An 18,367-nucleotide genomic window follows, 5' to 3' on the forward strand; every position below is an offset into this window, starting at 1 on the left:
CGCGTATTGCTTATCGCTAAGGCCTGGGCCTATGATACGCAACGCTTTCAGGACCCCGCCATGCCGATACCCCGATTCCTCGCCGCCGCTGCCTCCCTGTCTTTCTCGTTCGCCCTGCTGCACTCGCCGGTCCAGGCCGCGCCAGCCGGCGAGCCGACCAAGGTCTTGCACATGTTCCTGTCGACCAGCGAGGCCGGCCTCGATCCGGCGGTCGGCTCGGACCTGGCCACCTTGTCGCTGCTGGAAAACCTGTTCGACCCGCTGCTGCGCTACGACTACCTGGCGCGGCCGGTAAAACTGCAGGGGAATACGGCAACCGGCCTGCCGACGGTGGACGACGGCGGCCGCACTTACACCTTCCGCATCCGTCCCGGCATCCATTTCACGCCGGACCCGGCCTTCAAGGGCGGCAAGCGCGAAGTCACGGCCCAGGACTACGTCTACAGTTTCAAACGCCTGTACGACCCGACCCTGCATTCGCCCTTCGGCTACATCTTCGACGGCAAGCTGGTGGGCGACGAAGCGCTCAAGAAGAATTTCAGCTATGCCACCGAGATCCCGGGCCTGCAGGCGGTCGACCGCTACACCCTGCGCATCCGCCTGAAGGAACCCGACAACAACTTCCTGTTCTACATGGCGATGCCGGCGGCGTCCGTGGTCGCGCGCGAGGTGATCGAAGCCTATCCGGGCCAGGCCGGCAACCACCCGGTCGGCACCGGCCCCTTCATGATCGGCGACTGGAAGCATAGCGACCGCATCGTGCTGCTGAAGAATCCGGCCTCCAGCGCCGTCTTCCACACCAGCCTGGGCGAGCAGAACGATGCCGGCGACAAGGCCCTGGCCGCGGCGCTGGAAGGCCGGCAGCTGCCGCGCGTGGACCGCGTCGAGGTCAAGATTGCCGAGGAATTCCAGGGCCGCATGCTGGGCTTCCTGAACGGCGAATACGATTACCTCGAACAGGTGCCGGAATCGATGACCGACATGGTGATCCAGGACGGCAAGCTCAAGCCCGAGCTGACGGCGCGCGGCATGCAGCTGACCCGCTTCCCGGTGCTGCAGACCTACTATATGTGGATGAACATGCAGGACCCGGTCGTCGGCGGTTATACCAAGGACAAGATCGCGCTGCGCCGCGCCATCTCCCTCAGCTACAACAACGCCGAAGACATCGCCCTGCTGAAGAAGGGCTTTGCGATGAAGGCCGATTCGCCGCTGCCGGCCGGCGTGCTGGGCTACGACCCGGATTACCGCAGCCCGGTGCCCTACGATCCGGCCCTGGCCAACGCCCTGCTGGACCGCTACGGCTACGGCAAGCGCGACCCGGACGGTTTTCGCCGCCAGCCGAACGGCGCCCCCCTGACCCTGGTGATGAGCAGCGAAGCCACGGTCGGCGGCCGCCTGCGCGACGAGCTGTGGCGGAAGTGCCTGAACGCGATCGGCCTGCGCGTGGTCTTCAAGTCGGACAAGAAGCCGGAGATCATCAAGGCTTCGCGCCTGGGCAAGGTGCAGATGTTCGAGAGTAACTGGGTGGCCGACTTCCCCGACGGCGACAACTTCTACCAGCTGCTCTACGGCCCCAACGCCGGCCGCGCGAACTATGCGCGCTTTAACCTGCCGGCCTATAACGAGCGCTACGAACAGGCGCGCGCCCTGCACGACGGTCCCGAGCGGCAAAAGCTGTATTTCGAGATGAACCAGCTGATCCACGCCTATAACCCATGGGTACCCTTGACCCATGTGCTCTCGGCCGATATCCGTCAACCGTGGCTGAAAAACTACAAACGCCACCCGGTCGAATTCACGCAATGGCGTTATCTGGACGTCGATGTTGCGGAAAGAGCACGCGCTACCCGAGGGAAATGATAGTTTTTGCTAGATTTTCCCTAGCTAAACATTCCCTGTAGTTATACTCAGCTCCGGATTTTTCATTGGAACGCGCAAATACGTCCGCGTACCCTCGAAATCAAAATAACGTAATGCAAAGACATTACTTGACAGTACAAAATCCCAAAAGACAGTCGCAGCACTACCCAAGGAGAGACGCGTGAAGTTGAAGAAGTTAGCACAGATGATCGCCCTGATCGGCATCGTCAGCCCGGCCGTTGCACAGGAAGTGCCGGCGGATAAGCCGATCCAGCGCGTTGAAATCACGGGTAGTAGCATCAAGCGCATCGCCAAGGAAGGCGCGCTGCCGCTGGAAATCATCAGCCGCAAGCAGATGGAAGACCAGGGTATCGTCACCGCCGAGCAGTTGATCGCCAACCTGAACGTCAACGGCAACGGCTCGGACAACCTGGCCTCGAACTCGGACGTCACCTCCGGCGCCCAGCGCGGCAACAACGGCGCCTCGAGCGCCAACCTGCGCGGCCAGGGCGCCGACTCGACCCTGGTGCTGCTGAACGGCCGCCGCGTGGCGACCTACGGCATGAAGGGCTCGGCGGTCGACCTGAACTCGATCCCGTTCGCCGCGGTGGAGCGCGTCGAGGTGCTGAAGGACGGCGCTTCGGCGATCTACGGTACCGACGCGATCGGCGGCGTGATCAACTTCATCACCAAGAAGAATTACCACGGCCTGGAAGCCCAGGCATTCGAAGACGCTACCCAGCACGGCGGTGCGAACATCGCACGCGCCTCCCTGACCGGCGGCTGGGGCGACCTCGACAAGGACGGCTACAACCTGCTGGTGACCGGCGCGCGCGCCGAGAACAATGCCTTGAAGGGCAGCCAGCGCGACTTCGTCAACACCTTCCAGCCGAACCGCGGCGTGTCGGTCGACACCCGCGGCGCACCGTTCGCGAACGTGTTCGGCGTGTCGCCGACCTCGTACGGCAAGACCCTGCTGGGCACCAACGCCAGCGGCGTGGCGGCGGCAGGCGGTACCCAGCTGTACAACGGCATCAGCGTGCTGGACCTGCCGGGCGGCAAAGGCTGCAACAGCATCGACGGCATGGCCGCCTATGACGAAAAACTGTGGGACACCCCGAGCGCCGCTTACGGCTGCGCATGGGATACCGGCCGTGCGGCCGTCCTGCAGCAGCCGGTGACCAGCAACAATGGCCTGGCGCGCCTGACCATCCAGCGCGGCGAGCACCAGCTGTTCGCCGAACTGGTCGGTTCGCAAGTGACCTCGAAGAAGAGCTTCTCGCCGAACCAGATCTCGCCGTCGACCGTCAACTTCCCGTACAGCTCGTTCTACCCGAGCACCGGCTCGGCGTACAACATGGTGTACAACGAGCTGGTCAAGGTATTCCCGAGCATCGCCGCCAACTATGGCTCGCCGATCGCCTACCGCTGGCGCTGCATGGAGTGCGGCAACCGCGAGATCGAGACCGAAAGCAAGGCAGGCCGCCTGCAAATCGGCGCCGATGGTCCGCTGACCCTGTTCGGCCGCCGCTTCGACTACCGCGTCGGCCTGTCGAAGGCCTACAGCGAAGCCGAATCGCACCTGGGCAAGGGCTATAACTACACCGCCGCCCTGGCCAATGCGCTGGGTACCGGCATCATCAACCCCTTCCTGCTGCCGGGCGAGAAGCAGAGCCAGGCCGCGATCGACCTGATCAAGAGCACCTCGGCCGAAGGCGTCACCATGTACGGCGGCCGCACCACCCTGACGCAGGCCGACGCCGCGCTGTCGGGCGAGGTGTTCCAGCTGCCGGCCGGCGCCGTCATGGCCGCGATTGGTACGGACCTGCGCCGCGAAGGCTACTCGTTCAACGGCGACGGCCGTGCCGCGTCAGCCCGTCCGGCCATCCTGAACGCGCCGTTCGACGACCAGAACGCGCTGAAAGAACAGAAACGCGACATCAAGGCGGTCTACTTCGAGTTCCTGATCCCGGTCACCAAGTCGCTGGAGCTGAACATCGCCGGCCGCCAGGATCATTACTCCGGCTTCGGCAACACTTTCAACCCGAAATACTCGTTCCGCTTCCAGCCGATCGATTCGCTGATGTTCCGCGGTTCGTACAACACCGGCTTCCGCGCACCGTCGTTCAATCAGCTGTTCAACGGCATCACCGAGTCGCAGTACGCCGGCAAGGACTTCGCCGACCCGGCCAAGTGCCCGACCCTGAAGGTCGACAGCAGCAAGCCGGGCTGCGAATCGGTCACCCCGGTCATCTGGACCGGCGGCAGGACCAACCTGGGTCCGGAAACCGCCAAGCAGGGCACGCTGGGCGTGGTCTGGCAGCCGCTGGCCAACTTCTCGATGAATGCCGACCTGTGGGAAATCCGCAAGCAGAACACCATCGACTCGTTCACGCTGGCGACCATGACCGCGAACTACAACCTGTTCAAGGACCAGTTCCTGCGTGACGGCGCCGGCAACCTGACCGTCGTCGACCAGCGCTGGGTGAACGCCGGCGAGCGCATCACCCGCGGCCTGGAACTGGGCGCCCGCACCAACGGCAAGCTGGGCCAGGGCACCTGGACCGCCAGCATCGACGGTACCCGCCTGCTGGAGAAGAAGTCGCGCGCGACCACGAACAGCGCCTTCGGTCCCAGCGAAGTCGGCCTGTTCACCTTCACCGGCGACCTCGGCCTGAAGTGGAAGCACACCGCCTTCCTGACCTACAAGCAGGGCGACTGGAACACCACGCTGACCAACGTCTACCGCGCGGGCTACAAGGACCAGGTGCTGCCGGGCGTGGCCAACGGCGTCGTCCATCCGGCCGACCTCAATCCGGACGTCAAGGCTTACTCGATCTTCCACCTGAGCCTGAGCTACACCGGCGTGCCGAACACCACGATCACGGCCGGCATCAAGAACCTGTTCGACAAGGACCCGCCGTTCGCGATCACCTACGACAGCAACTCGGGTGCGGGCAGCACCTGGGAGCCGCGTGTGGCCGATCCGCGTGGCCGTTCCTTCACGCTGCTGGCGAACTACAAGTTCTTCTGATCGCCCGTATCGCCAACGGCCCGTCGACCGGGGAGCATGTCTCCCCGGCCCGCGGGCCGTTTTTCATTGTTCAATTCAGACGCTAGCGCATATGTCGAGTCACAGCACCATCAGCAGGCGCGGTTTCGGCAAGCTGGCAGCCGCCTCGCTGCTGCTGCCGGCGGCGTTGCCAAGCCTGGCGGCCACGCGTCCGCGCACCTCTCCCATGAAACACCTGATCAAACCTCCCCGTCTCAACAAGGGCGACCTGGTCGGCCTGATCGCACCGGGCGGCTACACCAGCGACGCCTCGATCCAGAAGGCCGTGAAAAACATCGAAGCGCTGGGCTTCCGGGTCAAGCCGGGCAACTACCTGCGCGAGGTCTGGGGCAACTACGGCGGCACGGTCGCGGCCCGCATCGCCGACCTGCACGGCATGGTTCGCGACCCCGAGGTGAAAGCCATCTGGGCGATCCGCGGCGGCTCCGGCTGCATCTCGCTGCTCAAGCACCTGGACTTCGAACTGATCCGCAAGCACCCGAAGATCCTGCTCGGCTACTCGGACATCACGGCCCTGCACCTGGCCATCCACCGCCACGCCGGCGTGGTGAGCTTCCACGGCCCGGTGGCGTCGAGCACGCCGTCCGATTACTCGAACCAGCACATGCTGGCGGTGCTGATGGATCCGCGCGCCAGCTACACGATTCCGATGTCGGCGGAGAATGCGCGCCGCGCGCTGCAGGAGCCGCAGTACGCGATCCGCACCGTGCATGGCGGCGTGGCCACCGGCCCGCTCATGGGCGGCAACCTGTCGCTGGTGAGCGCGCTGGCCGGCACGCCCTATGCCGCCGATTTCCGCGACAGCCTGCTGTTCATCGAAGAGGTGAACGAAGAGCCCTACCGGATCGACCGCTGGATGACGCAACTGGACCTGGCCGTGGGCCTGGACAAGGCGGCCGGGGTCATGATCGGCATCTGCGAGAACTGCGGCCCGCAAGGTCAGGGCTCGTCCTTGAGCCTGGACGAAACGCTCGACCTGCACCTGCAGTCCCTGCACGTGCCGGCGGTGAGCGGCTATTCCTTCGGCCACATTCGCAACCAGTTCACGATCCCGGTGGGCGTGCGCGCTACCCTCGATACGGCGGCGCAGACTTTGACCTTGCTGGAGCCTGCGGTAAGCTGATTCAGCGGGCGTTAAAGACCATGCAGGTGGTGGTCGCATGCGCATACAGCCTGCCTTGCGCGTCGACGATCTTGCCTTCGGCGGTGGCCAGCTGGCGGCCGCAATGCAGGACGGTGCCGATCGCCCGCAGCGGCCCGCCGTCCAGGCGCGCGCCGCGCACCAGGTTCACGCTCAGTTCCGCCGTGGTGTAGGCCTGGCCCGGCGCCAGGCTGGTCTGCACCGCGCAGCCGACCGCCGAATCGAGCAGGGTGGCGTACCAGCCGCCGTGCACGGTGCCCATCGGGTTCAGGTGCTTCTGCTGCGGCGTGCCCTGGAAGATCGCCTCGCCACGGCTGACTTCGACGAGGCGGAAGTCCAGGGTCTCGGCGATCGGCGCGTAGGGAAAGCGGCCTTCGAGCAGGGCCTGCATGATGTCCAGGCCCGTCATCGAACGCGCCTGATCGGCCGGCACCACGCCGGCACGAGCGCCGTTCTGCTCCGCCCGTGCCCGCACTTCCTCCAGCTGCCGCTGCCATAGTTCCATCGTCGCCTGCGCGTCCATGCCGCCTCCTTTTCATGATCAAAGGAGCATTCTGCACCGGTGGCGCCAAGTCTGCTGGCGGCGGCTTCAGCTGCCCACCAGCGTCCTGCAGCGGCTCACCAGGAATTCGCGCAGCACCCGCACCGCCGGCGACACCTGCTTGCGGTTCGCCACCAGCATCGTCAGCGGCGCATTGACGCCTTCCCACTCCGGCAGGATCAGGCGCAGGCGGCCGCTGGCAAGGTCGGCATGCACGTCGATGCGCGAGCGGTAGCAGATGCCGAGGCCCGCCAGCGCCCAACGTTTGACGATCTCGGAATCGTCGGCCACGCGGTCGCCCTGCACGGCGACCTCGATCTCCTCGTCTCCCTTGCGGAAGCGCCAGCGGTCGTTGACGGCTTCGTCCAGCATGAAGCACAGGCAGTTGTGGGCTTCCAGTTCGCGCGGCGAGGCCGGCACGCCATGCCGTGCCAGATAGGCCGGCGAAGCGCACAGCACGCGCCGGTTTTCTTCCAGCAGCGGCAGCGCCACCATGCTGGATTCCGGCTGCGCGCCGAAGCGCAGCGCGATGTCGACCGGTTCGCGGTAGATGTTGGCGAGGCGGTCGGTGAGCTGCAGCTTCAGCTTCACGCCCGGATAGCGCGCCTGGAAATCGTTCAGCCAGGGCAGCACTACATGGCGTCCGAGGTCGGAAGGCATCGAGATCTGCAGCTGGCCTTCGATGGCATCCTGGCCAGCCCGTACTTCGTCTTCCGCTTCGCGCAGGCCGTCCAGTAAGGCCTTGCTGCGCGCCAGCAGGCGCTCGCCGGCCAGGGTCAGGCGCATGCTGCGCGTGCTGCGGACGAACAGGGCCGCGTCGAGGTCGGTCTCCAGGCGCTTCAGGCTGGCGCTGGCCACCGCCGGCGAGATGTCGAGCATTCTTGCGGCGGCCGACAGGCTGCCCTGTTCGGCGGTGGCCACGAAGGTCTCCAGGTCCTGCAGCTTCTTGATTTTCAAGATTTCATTGAAAGTGATATCCGGATTGCCCAGTTTATCAAAAAGCCCGGGCTGGTCAGAATGGCATCCATCGCATCGTTATTTCGACAAGGAGCCTGCACATGAAAGCCATCGGATACCAGAACAACCTCGCCATCGACCAGCCGGAATCGCTGGTCGACATCACGCTGCCCGATCCGGTCGCCAAGGGCCACGACCTGCTGGTCGAGGTGCGCGCGGTGTCGGTCAATCCGGTCGACACCAAGGTGAGAAAGAGCGCCAAACCGGAAGCGGGGCAGTGGAAGGTGCTGGGCTGGGATGCGACCGGTATCGTGAAAGCCGTCGGCCCGGAAGTCACCCTGTTCAAGCCGGGCGACCGCGTCTGGTATGCCGGCTCGATTGCCCGCGCCGGCAGCAACAGCGAGCTGCAGCTGGTCGACGAGCGCATCGTCGGCCGCATGCCGGCCTCGCTGGATTTCGGCGCCGCCGCGGCGCTGCCGCTGACCGGCCTGACGGCCTGGGAGATGCTGTTCGACCGCCTGCAGGTGCCTCGCGACGATAGCGGTAAAGGGAAGACGCTGCTGGTGATCGGCGCGGCGGGCGGCGTCGGCTCGATCCTGGTGCAGCTGGCGCGCCAGCTCACGCAATTGACCATCATCGGCACCGCTTCGCGCCCTGAAACGCGGGAATGGGTGCGCGAACTCGGCGCCCATCATGTGATCGACCACAGCAAGCCGCTGGCGGCGGAGATCGCGGCCGCCGGGCTGGCCCAGCCGGAGTACGTGGTCAGCCTGACCCACAGCGACCAGCACTTCGACCAGGTTGTCGAGGCCATCGCGCCGCAGGGCAAGTACAGCCTGATCGACGACCCGACCACGCCGCTCGACATCATGAAATTCAAGCGCAAGGCGGTGTCGCTGCACTGGGAGCTGATGTTCACGCGCTCGCTGTTCAACACGCCCGACATGATCGAGCAGCACCGCATCCTGGATCGGCTGGCGGAGCTGGTCGATGCGGGGACGATCCGCACCACGGCGAACGAGAACTTCGGGCGCATCAATGCGGAGAATCTGCGGCGGGCGCATGCGCTGATCGAGTCGGGGCGCGCGCGCGGGAAGATCGTGCTGGAGGGGTTCTAAGCAGCGCTACTTCCGGACGACGAACTGGAGTTGGTACGGGACATGATGAGGGGAGGTCAAGAGTTGCTTATTGGTAAATAATTGCAACTCTAGCATGACTGCTCGGCAAAGTGAACCGGCGAATGTTCAGCCCAGCGCGCGCGTCATGTAGCTCAGATCCTGGCTCACACCATCGATCTCCAGCATGTCCTCGATCCTCGCCGTCATCGCAAAACCCGAACGCAGGTAAAGCGCCACGGCCGGCCGGTTCTCCGACAGGACTTCGAGGTCGATCCATTTCAGCCCATCCTGGCTGCGCGCCCAGTCGATGGCGGTATCGACCAATTGCGCCCCCAGTCCACGCCGGCGGTAAGCCCGATGCACGCCCATCCCCAGCATCGCGCGATGCCGCGCCAGCGGTTCCGGCCGCGCACGCAAATCGATGTGGCCCGCGATCGAGCCGCGGCTATCGACCGCCAGCCACAGGCGGCGCCAGCCCGGCTCGCCGACCGGGATGGCGAGACCTTCGATGAAGGCCACCTTCAGGCCGGGCGGGAGCTGCGACTGCGCCCTCGACAAGGGCTGGAACAGCGGGGCGCCATCACGACCGTTGTCGCGCAAATGATCGTCCAGGTAGACGAAGAAGGGCGGCAGGTCGGCCGCACCTGCCGGCCGGATGTTCACAGCGCCCGCGCGATCAGGATCTTCTGGATGTCGCTGGTGCCTTCGTAGATCTGGCACACGCGCACATCGCGGTAGATGCGCTCGACCGGGAAGTCGGCCACGTAGCCGTAGCCGCCGAACACCTGCATGGCGCTGGAGACGACGCGCTCGGCCATCTCGGAGGCGAACAGCTTGGCCATCGCCGCTTCCTTCAGGCAGGGCAGGCCCGCGTCCTTCATCGAGGCCGCGTGCAGGATCAGCTGGCGCGCGGCTTCGATCTGCATGGCCATCTCGGCCAGGCGGAACTGCACGGCCTGGTGGTCGAAGATGGCGGTGCCGAAGCTCTCGCGTTCCTTCGCATAGGCCAGCGCCGCTTCGAAGGCTGCGCGCGCCATGCCGACCGATTGCGAGGCGATGCCGATGCGGCCGCCCTCCAGGCCGGACAGGGCGATCTTGTAGCCTTGCCCTTCTTCGCCGATCAGGTTCTCCGCCGGGATACGGCAGTTCTCGAACACGATCTGCGCTGTGTCCGAGGAGTGCTGGCCCATCTTGTGTTCGATGCCGGCGACGATGTAGCCGGGCGTATTCGTCGGCACCCAGAAGGCGCTGATGCCCTTCTTGCCGGCGGCTTTGTCCGTGACCGCCATGACGATGGCGACGTCGCCGTTCTTGCCGCTGGTAATGAACTGCTTGGTGCCGTTGATGACGTAATGGTCGCCATCACGGGTGGCGGTGGTGCGCAGGGCGGCGGCATCGCTGCCGGTATGCGGCTCGGTGAGGGCGAAGGCGCCCAGCATCTCGCCTTGCGCCAGCGGGCGCAGCCACTTTTCCTTTTGCGCCTCGTTCGCGTACATCATCGCGATCGAGCATACCGGGCAGTTGTTCACCGAGATGATGGTCGAGGTGCCGCCGTCGCCGGCCGCAATCTCTTCCAGCACCAGGGCCAGCGACACGTAGTCGAGGCCCGCGCCGCCGTACTGTTCCGGCACCGCGACACCGAAGGCGCCCAGCTGGGCCAGTTCCTTCAGTTCCTCTTTCGGAAAATGCTGCTCGCGGTCCCAGCGCGCTGCGTTGGGTGCGAGGCGCTCCTGCGAATAGCTGCGCAGGGCGTCGCGGATCATCTGGTGTTCTTCGCTCAGAATCATATGTCTCGTATCGTTATCGTTGTTCGTGACGGCTTACCAGCTGATCGGTGTACCGTCGTGGTTCAGGAAGGCGCCGTTCTTCGAGGCGTCGGCCCCGGCCAGGGTGGCGCGCAAGGTGCGCACGCTTTCTTCGACGCTGAGCGGGGCGCCGGCGCCGCCCATGTCGGTCTGCACCCAGCCCGGGTGGAAGCTGAGGCAGGTGACGCCTTGCGGCCCGAAGCTCAGCGCGGCGTCCTTCAGCACCGAATTCAGTGCCGCCTTGCTGGCGCGGTACAGCGAGCCGGAGGCATTGCTGCGCTCGCCGATCGAGCCCATGCGCGAAGAGATCACCGCCAGCCTGCCGCGCGCGTTCGCCACCAGCGGGCCGACGATGGGCAGCAGGCGCATCGCCGCCAGCACGTTGGTGTGCATGACGGCGTCGAACTCCTGCTGGGTCGGAAAGCCGTCGTGGCGCGGACCGTAGACACCAGCCACCAGCCAGGCGTGATCGATCTTCTCGTCGTCCAGTTTCCATCCCAGGCCGCCGATCGCTTCCGGATTGGTCACGTCGAGCTGGTGGGCTTCGGCGCCCAGTTCGCGCAGCGCGTCGCAGTCCTGCGGTTTGCGGGCGGTGGCGATCACGCGCCAGCCGTCGGCGCGGTACTGGCGCACCATTTCGTGGCCGATGCCGCGCGAGGCACCAATAATGAGGGCGGTGGACATGATGAGCTCCTAAGGCATTTGGTAACAAATCGCCAGCATAGCGTAGGGTGGGCACACCGTGCCCACGCAAACGCCGAACGTGGGCACACCGTGCCCACCCTGCGATCAGATCATCTCGATCGCCATCGCCGTCGCTTCGCCGCCGCCAATGCACAGCGAGGCCACGCCACGCTTGCCGCCGGTCTTCTTCAGCGCGCCCAGCAGGGTGACGATGATGCGCGCGCCCGAGGCGCCGATCGGGTGGCCCAGCGCGCAGGCGCCGCCGTGGATGTTGACCTTGCTGTGCGGGATGTCGAGGTCGCGCATGGCGGCCATCGGCACCGCGGCGAAGGCTTCGTTGATCTCGAAGAGGTCGACGTCGCTGGCCTTCCAGCCGGTCTTTTCGAACAGCTTCTTCATCGAGCCGATCGGCGCGGTGGTGAACAGGTTCGGTTCCTGGGCGAATGTAGCGTGGCCGACGACGCGGGCGATCGGGGTCAGGCCCAGCTCCTTGGCGGTCGACTCGCGCATCATGACCAGGGCGGCGGCGCCGTCGTTGATCGACGAGGACGAGGCGGCGGTCACGGTGCCGTCCTTCTTGAAGGCGGGCTTGAGCGACGGGATCTTGTCGATCTTGGCCTTCAGCGGGCCTTCATCCTTTTCGATGATCTGTTCGCCCAGGCGGTTGGCGACGGTCACCGGCGCGACTTCCCATGCGAAGCTGCCGTCGTTGTTGGCGGCTTGCGCGCGCTTGACGGATTCGATCGCGAAGTTGTCCTGCTCTTCGCGGGTGAACTGGTAAGTCGCCACGCACTCTTCGGCGAAGGTGCCCATCGAGCGGCCTTCGCCGGTCTTTTCGTTGCGCGAGTAGGCGTCTTCGAGGCCGTCCAGCATCATGTGATCGAACATCGGCGCGTGGCCGATGCGGTAGCCGCCGCGTGCTTTCGGGATCAGGTAGGGGGCGTTGGTCATCGACTCCATGCCGCCGGCGACGATCACGTCGGCGCTGCCGGCTTTCAGGGCGTCGTAGCCGAAGATCGCGGCCTGCATCGCCGAGCCGCACATCTTGGAGAGGGTCACGGCGCCGGTGGACATCGGCAGGCCGGCCTTGATCAGCGCCTGGCGCGCCGGGGCCTGGCCCTGGCCGGCCATCAGGCAGTTGCCGAAGTAGACGTGTTCGACCTTGATTGGGTCGACGCCGGCGCGTTCGACGGCGGCCTTGATCGCCACCGCGCCCAGGTCGCTTGCGGTCTTGGAGGAGAAATCGCCCTGGAAGGCACCCATCGGGGTACGGGCTGCGCCGACGATAACGACTGGATCATTCATTGTAAGGTCTCCAAGTTGGAAGATGGCGGACTGGCCGCCGGGTTAAATGGGTGAAAACGGATTTGCTGCGGATACGGGAACACGTCCTCGACCACGCCGGCCTGGATGCGTTCCTTGTGCGACTGCCACCATGCGCGCGTGAGAAGTTCTGCGTGATGGCGCATGAAGACTGCGCGGATCTTCGGGTTGGCGAGCAGGAAGCGTTCGAACTGCTCGGGAAACACGTCGTGCCGGCCGATCGGGTACCAGGGCTCGGCGGCCATCTCGTCCTCTTCGTTGCGCGGGGCCGGGATGTCGCGGAAGTTGCAGTCGGTGAGGTACTCGATCTCGTCGTAATCGTAGAACACGACGCGGCCGTGGCGGGTGACGCCAAAATTCTTGTACAGCATATCGCCTGGAAAAATATTCGCGGCGACCAGGTCGCGGATCGCGTTGCCGTACTCGAGCACGCCGTGCTCGAGGCGGGCTTCGTCGCCGCTGCGCTCGGCGTCCTGCAGGTACAGGTTCAGCGGCACCATGCGGCGCTCGATGTACAGGTGCCTGATGACGACGCGGTCGCCCTCGATCTCGAGCAGCGAAGGGGCGTCGCGCCGCAGCTGGTCCAGCAGCTGCTCCGGGAAGCGCGCCAGCGGGAAGGCGACGTCCGAGTATTCCAGCGTGTCGGCCATGCGGCCCACGCGGTCGTGGTGCTTCACCAGCAGGTATTTTTCCTTGATTCTCTCGCGCGTGGTTTCCTTCGGCGGCGGATACCAGTCCTTGATCGCCTTGAACACATAGGGGAAGGACGGCAGCTCGAACACCAGCATCACCAGGCCCGGAATGCCGGGGGCGATGCGGAACTCGTCCGAGCTGTGCTTCAGGTGCTGCAGGAAGTCACGGTAGAACAGGGTCTTGCCCTGTTTCTGCAGGCCGAGCACGGTGTAGAGTTCGCTCCTCGGCTTCTTCGGCATCAGGCTGCGCAGGAACTGCACATAGCTCGACGGGACTTCCATGTCGACCAGGAAGTAGGCACGCGTGAACGAGAACAGGATCAGCACCTGCTCGGGTTCGGTGAGCACGGTGTCGAGGACCAGCCGCCCGGCGCGGTCGTGCAGGACCGGAATGACGAAGGGGACTTCGCGCGCGCCGTTGATGGCGCGGCCGACGATGTAGGCACCCTTGTTGCGGAAGAACAGGTTTGAGAGCACCTGCAGCTGCTGGTTCGGTTCCGCCTTGTCCAGCCCGAACTTCTCGACCATGCGCCGCTCGACCAGGGCGACGTCGCGGTCGAGGTCGGCGAACGGGCAGGCCAGCTGGAAGTTGGTGACGATGCGGCGCAGGGCGAAACGCAGGCCGTCCGCCCGCGGGTAGTAGACGCGGTAGGTCGGCTGCGGTTCATCGGTCTCGATATAGTCGGTCGAGACGGCCGGGCGCACGAAAATGAAATCGTTGCGGTAGTAGCGGCGGTGCAGGATGTGGCAGCTGACGGAGTTGAAAAAGCTTTCCGCCAGCTCGGGACGCTTGTGGCCGGTCAGCAGGCCGATGTAATGCAGCTTGGTCTCGCGCCAGGTCTCGTCGTTGAAGTCCCCGGGCGCGTAGGCTTCTTCGAGGACGTGCACGCACTCCTGCACGCGCTTGTCGTAGAAGTCGATGCGCTCACGCGCGGCGCGCTGGGCGGTGCTCCAGTCGGCCTTCTCGAAATAGCCCTTGGCCGCCTGGCTGGCCTGGCGGAACAGCGAGTAATGGCGGTCGAAGCCGTCCAGGATGGTCCGCGCGATGTCGAAGGCGACCTGCGACGAGAGCAGTTTGGGGAAACTTGCCTGGGTCATCGGTTTTCTGCGCGGTGGAGGGTGGACGGGGATATTGTAAGGCTGCGGTTTTGGTAGTGGGAGGACCCTGGTATTTCTACTATGACCGTTAGCTTTAAAGCCGTCGTTCCCGCGCAGGCGGGAACCCAAGTTTGGTTGATGTGCTACTAACCTGGATCCCCGCCTTCGCGGGGACGACGTTCATGAGCCGCGGGAACGACGTATTCGGGGTGCGGGCTGGCAGCGGTCTTTTCGACTCTATGCACCAGCCCGCGTCTCCTCTCCGCTCTCTGCGTTGAAGCCTTTAGTCGATCAAGCCGTCTCGCCGAACAGCTCGCGGCCGATCAGCATGCGGCGGATCTCGCTGGTGCCGGCGCCGATTTCATACAGCTTGGCGTCGCGCCACAGGCGGCCGACCGGATACTCGTTGATGTAGCCGTTGCCGCCCAGGGTCTGGATCGCTTCGCCGGCCATCCAGGTCGCCTTCTCGGCGCTGTACAGGATGGCGCCGGCGGCGTCCTTGCGCAGGGCGCGCACGGCGGCCGGGTTGTCGGCGCGGTCGCAGGCCTGGCCGACGGCGTAGACGTAGGCGCGGCAGGCCATCATGGTCGAATACATGTCGGCGATCTTGCCCTGCATGAGCTGGAACTCGCCGATGGCCTGGCCGAACTGCTTGCGCTCGTGGATGTAGGGAACGACCACGTCCATGCAGGCTGACATGATGCCCAGCGGGCCGCCGGACAGCACGGTGCGCTCGAAGTCCAGGCCCGACATCAGCACGTTGACGCCTTTGCCGACGCCGCCCAGCACGTTCTCGACCGGCACTTCGCAATCCTGGAACACCAGTTCGCCGGTGTGCGAGCCGCGCATGCCCAGCTTGTCCAGCTTCTGCGCGATCGAGAAGCCTTTGAAACCTTTTTCGATCAGGAAGGCGGTCATGCCGCGCGCGCCGGCTTCGATGTCGGTCTTGGCGTAGACGACCAGGGTGTCGGCGTCCGGGCCGTTGGTGATCCACATCTTGGTGCCGTTCAGCACGTAGCGGTCGCCCTTCAGCTCGGCGCGCAGCTTCATGCTGACGACGTCGGAACCGGCGTTCGGCTCGGACATGGCCAGCGCGCCCACGTGTTCGCCCGAGATCAGCTTGGGCAGATATTTACGTTTTTGTTCTTCGCTGCCGTTGCGCTTGATCTGGTTCACGCACAGGTTCGAGTGGGCGCCGTAGGACAGGCCGACCGAGGCCGAGGCGCGCGAGATCTCTTCCATCGCGACGATGTGGGCCAGGTAGCCCATGTCGGCGCCGCCGTATTCCTCGCTCACGGTAATGCCCAGCAGGCCCAGCTCGCCCATCTTCTTCCACAAATCCATCGGGAACTGGTCGGTACGGTCGATCTCGGCCGCGCGCGGGGCGATTTCGCTCGCCGCGAACTGTTGCACTGCTTCGCGCAGCGCGGCGATGTCTTCGCCGTGGTCAAAGGTCAAGCCTGGGAGATGCAGCATGTCGTCCTCTCGTGTCTCGTGTGTCGTTATGGCTGGATGGCGGATGGCTAGACCGGATGATAGCGCGGAGTGACGTTAACGTAAACGTCAAGCGACATGCGGCGTTGCTCTTTCCATGACGACAAGGTGTTGCCGCAAACAGGACGTTCTTGTCAGGCGGCGTCGCGCTGCGAATCGGCGGGTTGCGGCGCGGTGCCCGCCTCGGCCAGCAGGCGCCGGCATTCGTCCTCGTGGACGGCGATCTCGGCCAGCGACATCTCGATGTCGGCGCGTTGCTGCTCGAGGGTATCGCGCTGGTGGGCCAGGACGCCGAGGAAGCGGTTGATCTGGGCCACGGTGTCCTTCGGCGTTTCGTACATGTCGATGATGCTCTTGATCTCCGACAAGGTCAGCCCCAGGCGCTTGCCGCGCAGGGTCAGCTTCAGGCGCGTGCGGTCGCGCGGGGTGTAGACGCGGTTGCGGCCGCCCTGGCCTTCGCGCATCGGGCTGAGCAGCCCCTGGTCTTCATAGAAGCGGATGGCGCGGGCGGTGATGTCGAATTCGCGTGCCAGTTCGGCGATGGTGTAGGTCGGGCCCATATTATTCTGCATAGTCGAAAATCACATAGAATCGCAGTCTGCGCTTTTGTTTCCGTTTACGTCAACGTCAATGTTGCATGCATTGTAGCCTGCGGCGCCCGCCCAACACGAAAGATTCTCCGCATGAACCTTCTCGAATCCCAGCTGTCCTATCCCTTCGGCGACGACATTCCGGCGCCCGGCACCGTGCACGAACTCGCGCCCGGCCTGCGCTGGTTGCGCATGCCGCTGCCCTTCGCCCTCGACCACATCAACCTGTGGCTGCTGGACGACCGCGCCGGCGACCGGGCCGGCTATGCGCTGGTCGATTGTGGCGCCGGCACCGACGCTACCCGCGCCGCCTGGGAACAGGTGATCGCCGGGCCGATGGATGGCCGGCCGCTGCTGCGCGTGTTCGCGACCCACTGCCATCCGGACCACGTCGGCCTGTCCGGCTGGCTGTGCGAGCGTTTCGCGGCGCCGTTCTGGACCAGCGCCGCCGAGTTCGGCTTTGCGCGCATGATGGCGGCCGCGCTGCCGGGCGTGGATGGCCCGTCGGCGATTCCCCACTTCCAGCGCCACGGCCTGCTCGACGCCGGTCTGCTGGCGCAGATGCAGGGCCGCCGCAATTACTACCCGAGCCTGGTGCCGGCCGTGCCGCCGAGCTATACCCGGCTGCAGGATGGCCAGCGTGTGAAGATGGCCGGCCGTGAATGGCGCGTGATCACGGGCTTCGGCCACTCGCCCGAGCATGTGTCGCTGTATGCGGAGGAGGGCAGGATCCTGATCTCCGGCGATATGGTGCTGCCGCGCATCTCCACGAATGTCTCGGTGTTCGCGGTCGAGCCGGAAGGCGATCCGCTCACACAATATCTGGCTTCGCTCGACAAGTTCGCCGATCTCCCGGAGGACACCCTGGTGCTGCCCTCGCACGGCAAACCCTTCCGCGGCCTGCACGTGCGCATCCGGCAGTTGCGTGAACACCACGCGGCCCGGCTGGACGAGGTGCGCGCTGCCTGCACCGAGCCGCGCTCCGCAGTTGACATTGTTCCGCTGATGTTCCGGCGCCAGCTCGACGCCCACCAGCTCGGCTTTGCAATCGGCGAGGCCCTGGCCCATCTGCATGCGCTCTGGTACGCCGGTATCCTCACGCGTGTAACCGGCGCCGACGGTGTCATCCGCTTCGGATTGGCCTGATTTCGGTCCTGTTTCTTTCATATGATGTCTTGCAGGCAAGCCTTGGGCTTGCCTTTTTCGTTTACACGACTGAAATCCGACAAGCAAACGTTTTCTTTTTCCTGTAGGATATTTTTCACACTTACCTATTCTCTTGGCCCAAAGCGCGATAATTGCTGGACAGCACTGTGAGAATTGGTCAATACTCACACGTTTGTTACTTTCAGACTTTTCATCTGTTACACAAGGTCTGAACCATGGAGAAACCATGACGGCCCTGCATGAACCACTAGTACCACCGATGAATTCGACTAACGAGCGCGAAAGCTTCAGCGAACGTCTGCAGCAAGCCTTGAAGAATGCCCATTACTCGCCGGACAGCCCGACGCGGCTGGCGCGCGAATTTAACATTCGCTTCGAAGGCCGGCCGATCACGGTCCACGCCGCACGCAAATGGCTGGTCGGCGAAGCCATCCCGACCCAGGAAAAACTGCGCATGATCGCCCAGTGGCTGGGCGTGCCGGCCGACTGGCTGCGCTTCGGCGGCTCCGAAAACGCCCCGGCCGGCGGCGAAACCGCCGATGCATCGGCCCGTTTCGAATCGGCCGACGTCAAGCTGATCGCCGACCTGCAGCGCCTGGACGAGCACCACAAGCAGCTGGCACGCGAGTTCATCCGCATGCTGGTGCGCATGAACCACCAGCCGAAGTAAGCCCTGCCTGTATGGCATCGCGGCCCGCCCGGAGCACGTCCGGCCGGGCCGTTGTCTATTTATTCTCTACTGCAATTTTTCTTCAACGGGACGGGACAAACTGCCGAGTCTCGCGCATAATCTACCTGCTACTGGCGCCCGCCAGCGTTAT

15 protein-coding genes are annotated in these 18,367 nt (G+C 64.8%); 6 read left to right on the forward strand and 9 right to left on the reverse strand.

The annotated features are described in order from the left end of the window. Nucleotides 1-60: 60 nt before the first annotated feature. The 3 genes from AB4Z32_RS07075 (at nt 61) to AB4Z32_RS07085 (ending at nt 6,059) form a co-directional block, all read left to right on the forward strand. The gene (locus tag AB4Z32_RS07075) at nt 61-1,863 is read left to right on the forward strand and encodes an ABC transporter substrate-binding protein (protein ID WP_441935217.1); all 1,803 of its coding nucleotides are present in this window, start codon (nt 61-63) and stop codon (nt 1,861-1,863) included. Nucleotides 1,864-2,044: 181 nt separating this feature from the next. Next, a complete protein-coding gene (locus AB4Z32_RS07080) occupies nt 2,045-4,897 on the forward strand; it encodes a TonB-dependent receptor domain-containing protein (protein WP_441935218.1) in 2,853 nt (950 codons plus the stop codon). Nucleotides 4,898-4,988: 91 nt separating this feature from the next. Continuing rightward, a complete protein-coding gene (locus AB4Z32_RS07085) occupies nt 4,989-6,059 on the forward strand; it encodes a S66 peptidase family protein (protein WP_441935219.1) in 1,071 nt (356 codons plus the stop codon). A gap of 1 nt (nt 6,060) precedes the next feature. Here AB4Z32_RS07085 and AB4Z32_RS07090 read toward each other — a convergent pair whose 3' ends face one another. After that, nucleotides 6,061-6,600, reverse strand: coding sequence for a PaaI family thioesterase (locus tag AB4Z32_RS07090; protein ID WP_441935220.1), 540 nt, complete (start codon nt 6,598-6,600; stop codon nt 6,061-6,063). 66 nt (nt 6,601-6,666) lie between these two features. After that, complete coding sequence (locus tag AB4Z32_RS07095) at nt 6,667-7,575, reverse strand: LysR family transcriptional regulator (protein ID WP_441935221.1); 909 nt, start codon at nt 7,573-7,575, stop codon at nt 6,667-6,669. Nucleotides 7,576-7,676: 101 nt separating this feature from the next. On the opposite strand from AB4Z32_RS07095, the gene AB4Z32_RS07100 reads away from it, so the two are divergent. Continuing rightward, the gene (locus AB4Z32_RS07100; RefSeq protein ID WP_441935222.1) at nt 7,677-8,693 is read left to right on the forward strand and encodes a zinc-binding alcohol dehydrogenase family protein; all 1,017 of its coding nucleotides are present in this window, start codon (nt 7,677-7,679) and stop codon (nt 8,691-8,693) included. Nucleotides 8,694-8,819: 126 nt separating this feature from the next. Here AB4Z32_RS07100 and AB4Z32_RS07105 read toward each other — a convergent pair whose 3' ends face one another. From AB4Z32_RS07105 to AB4Z32_RS07135, 7 genes are all read right to left on the reverse strand, one after another. After that, nucleotides 8,820-9,356 (reverse strand): GNAT family N-acetyltransferase, encoded by a 537-nt coding sequence (locus AB4Z32_RS07105; RefSeq protein WP_441935223.1) that lies wholly within the window; start codon nt 9,354-9,356, stop codon nt 8,820-8,822. Continuing rightward, the gene (locus tag AB4Z32_RS07110; RefSeq protein ID WP_441935224.1) at nt 9,353-10,480 is read right to left on the reverse strand and encodes an acyl-CoA dehydrogenase family protein; all 1,128 of its coding nucleotides are present in this window, start codon (nt 10,478-10,480) and stop codon (nt 9,353-9,355) included. Before AB4Z32_RS07110 ends, AB4Z32_RS07105 begins: the two co-directional genes overlap by 4 nt. Before the next feature lie 33 nt (nt 10,481-10,513). Then, the gene (locus tag AB4Z32_RS07115; RefSeq protein WP_441935225.1) at nt 10,514-11,182 is read right to left on the reverse strand and encodes an SDR family oxidoreductase; all 669 of its coding nucleotides are present in this window, start codon (nt 11,180-11,182) and stop codon (nt 10,514-10,516) included. A gap of 105 nt (nt 11,183-11,287) precedes the next feature. After that, on the reverse strand, nt 11,288-12,487 hold the full coding sequence (locus tag AB4Z32_RS07120) for an acetyl-CoA C-acyltransferase (RefSeq protein ID WP_441935226.1): 1,200 nt from the start codon (nt 12,485-12,487) through the stop codon (nt 11,288-11,290). After that, nucleotides 12,484-14,295 carry a bifunctional isocitrate dehydrogenase kinase/phosphatase gene (aceK, locus tag AB4Z32_RS07125; protein WP_441935227.1) on the reverse strand — a complete coding sequence of 604 codons (1,812 nt, stop codon included), beginning with the start codon at nt 14,293-14,295 and terminating at the stop codon, nt 12,484-12,486. Before aceK ends, AB4Z32_RS07120 begins: the two co-directional genes overlap by 4 nt. Before the next feature lie 291 nt (nt 14,296-14,586). Then, nucleotides 14,587-15,771, reverse strand: a complete 1,185-nt coding sequence (locus AB4Z32_RS07130) for an isovaleryl-CoA dehydrogenase (RefSeq protein WP_441935228.1) — start codon at nt 15,769-15,771, stop codon at nt 14,587-14,589. 152 nt (nt 15,772-15,923) lie between these two features. Beyond that, nucleotides 15,924-16,349, reverse strand: a complete 426-nt coding sequence (locus AB4Z32_RS07135; RefSeq protein ID WP_441935229.1) for a MerR family transcriptional regulator — start codon at nt 16,347-16,349, stop codon at nt 15,924-15,926. Nucleotides 16,350-16,472: 123 nt separating this feature from the next. On the opposite strand from AB4Z32_RS07135, the gene AB4Z32_RS07140 reads away from it, so the two are divergent. Further along, on the forward strand, nt 16,473-17,525 hold the full coding sequence (locus tag AB4Z32_RS07140; RefSeq protein ID WP_441935230.1) for an MBL fold metallo-hydrolase: 1,053 nt from the start codon (nt 16,473-16,475) through the stop codon (nt 17,523-17,525). Between the two features lie 280 nt (nt 17,526-17,805). Then, complete coding sequence (locus AB4Z32_RS07145; RefSeq protein ID WP_441935231.1) at nt 17,806-18,216, forward strand: hypothetical protein; 411 nt, start codon at nt 17,806-17,808, stop codon at nt 18,214-18,216. Nucleotides 18,217-18,367 lie beyond the last annotated feature (151 nt).

Source organism: Massilia sp. 2TAF26 (genome assembly GCF_052115005.1).
Taxonomy (GTDB): Bacteria; Pseudomonadota; Gammaproteobacteria; order Burkholderiales; family Burkholderiaceae_D; genus Telluria.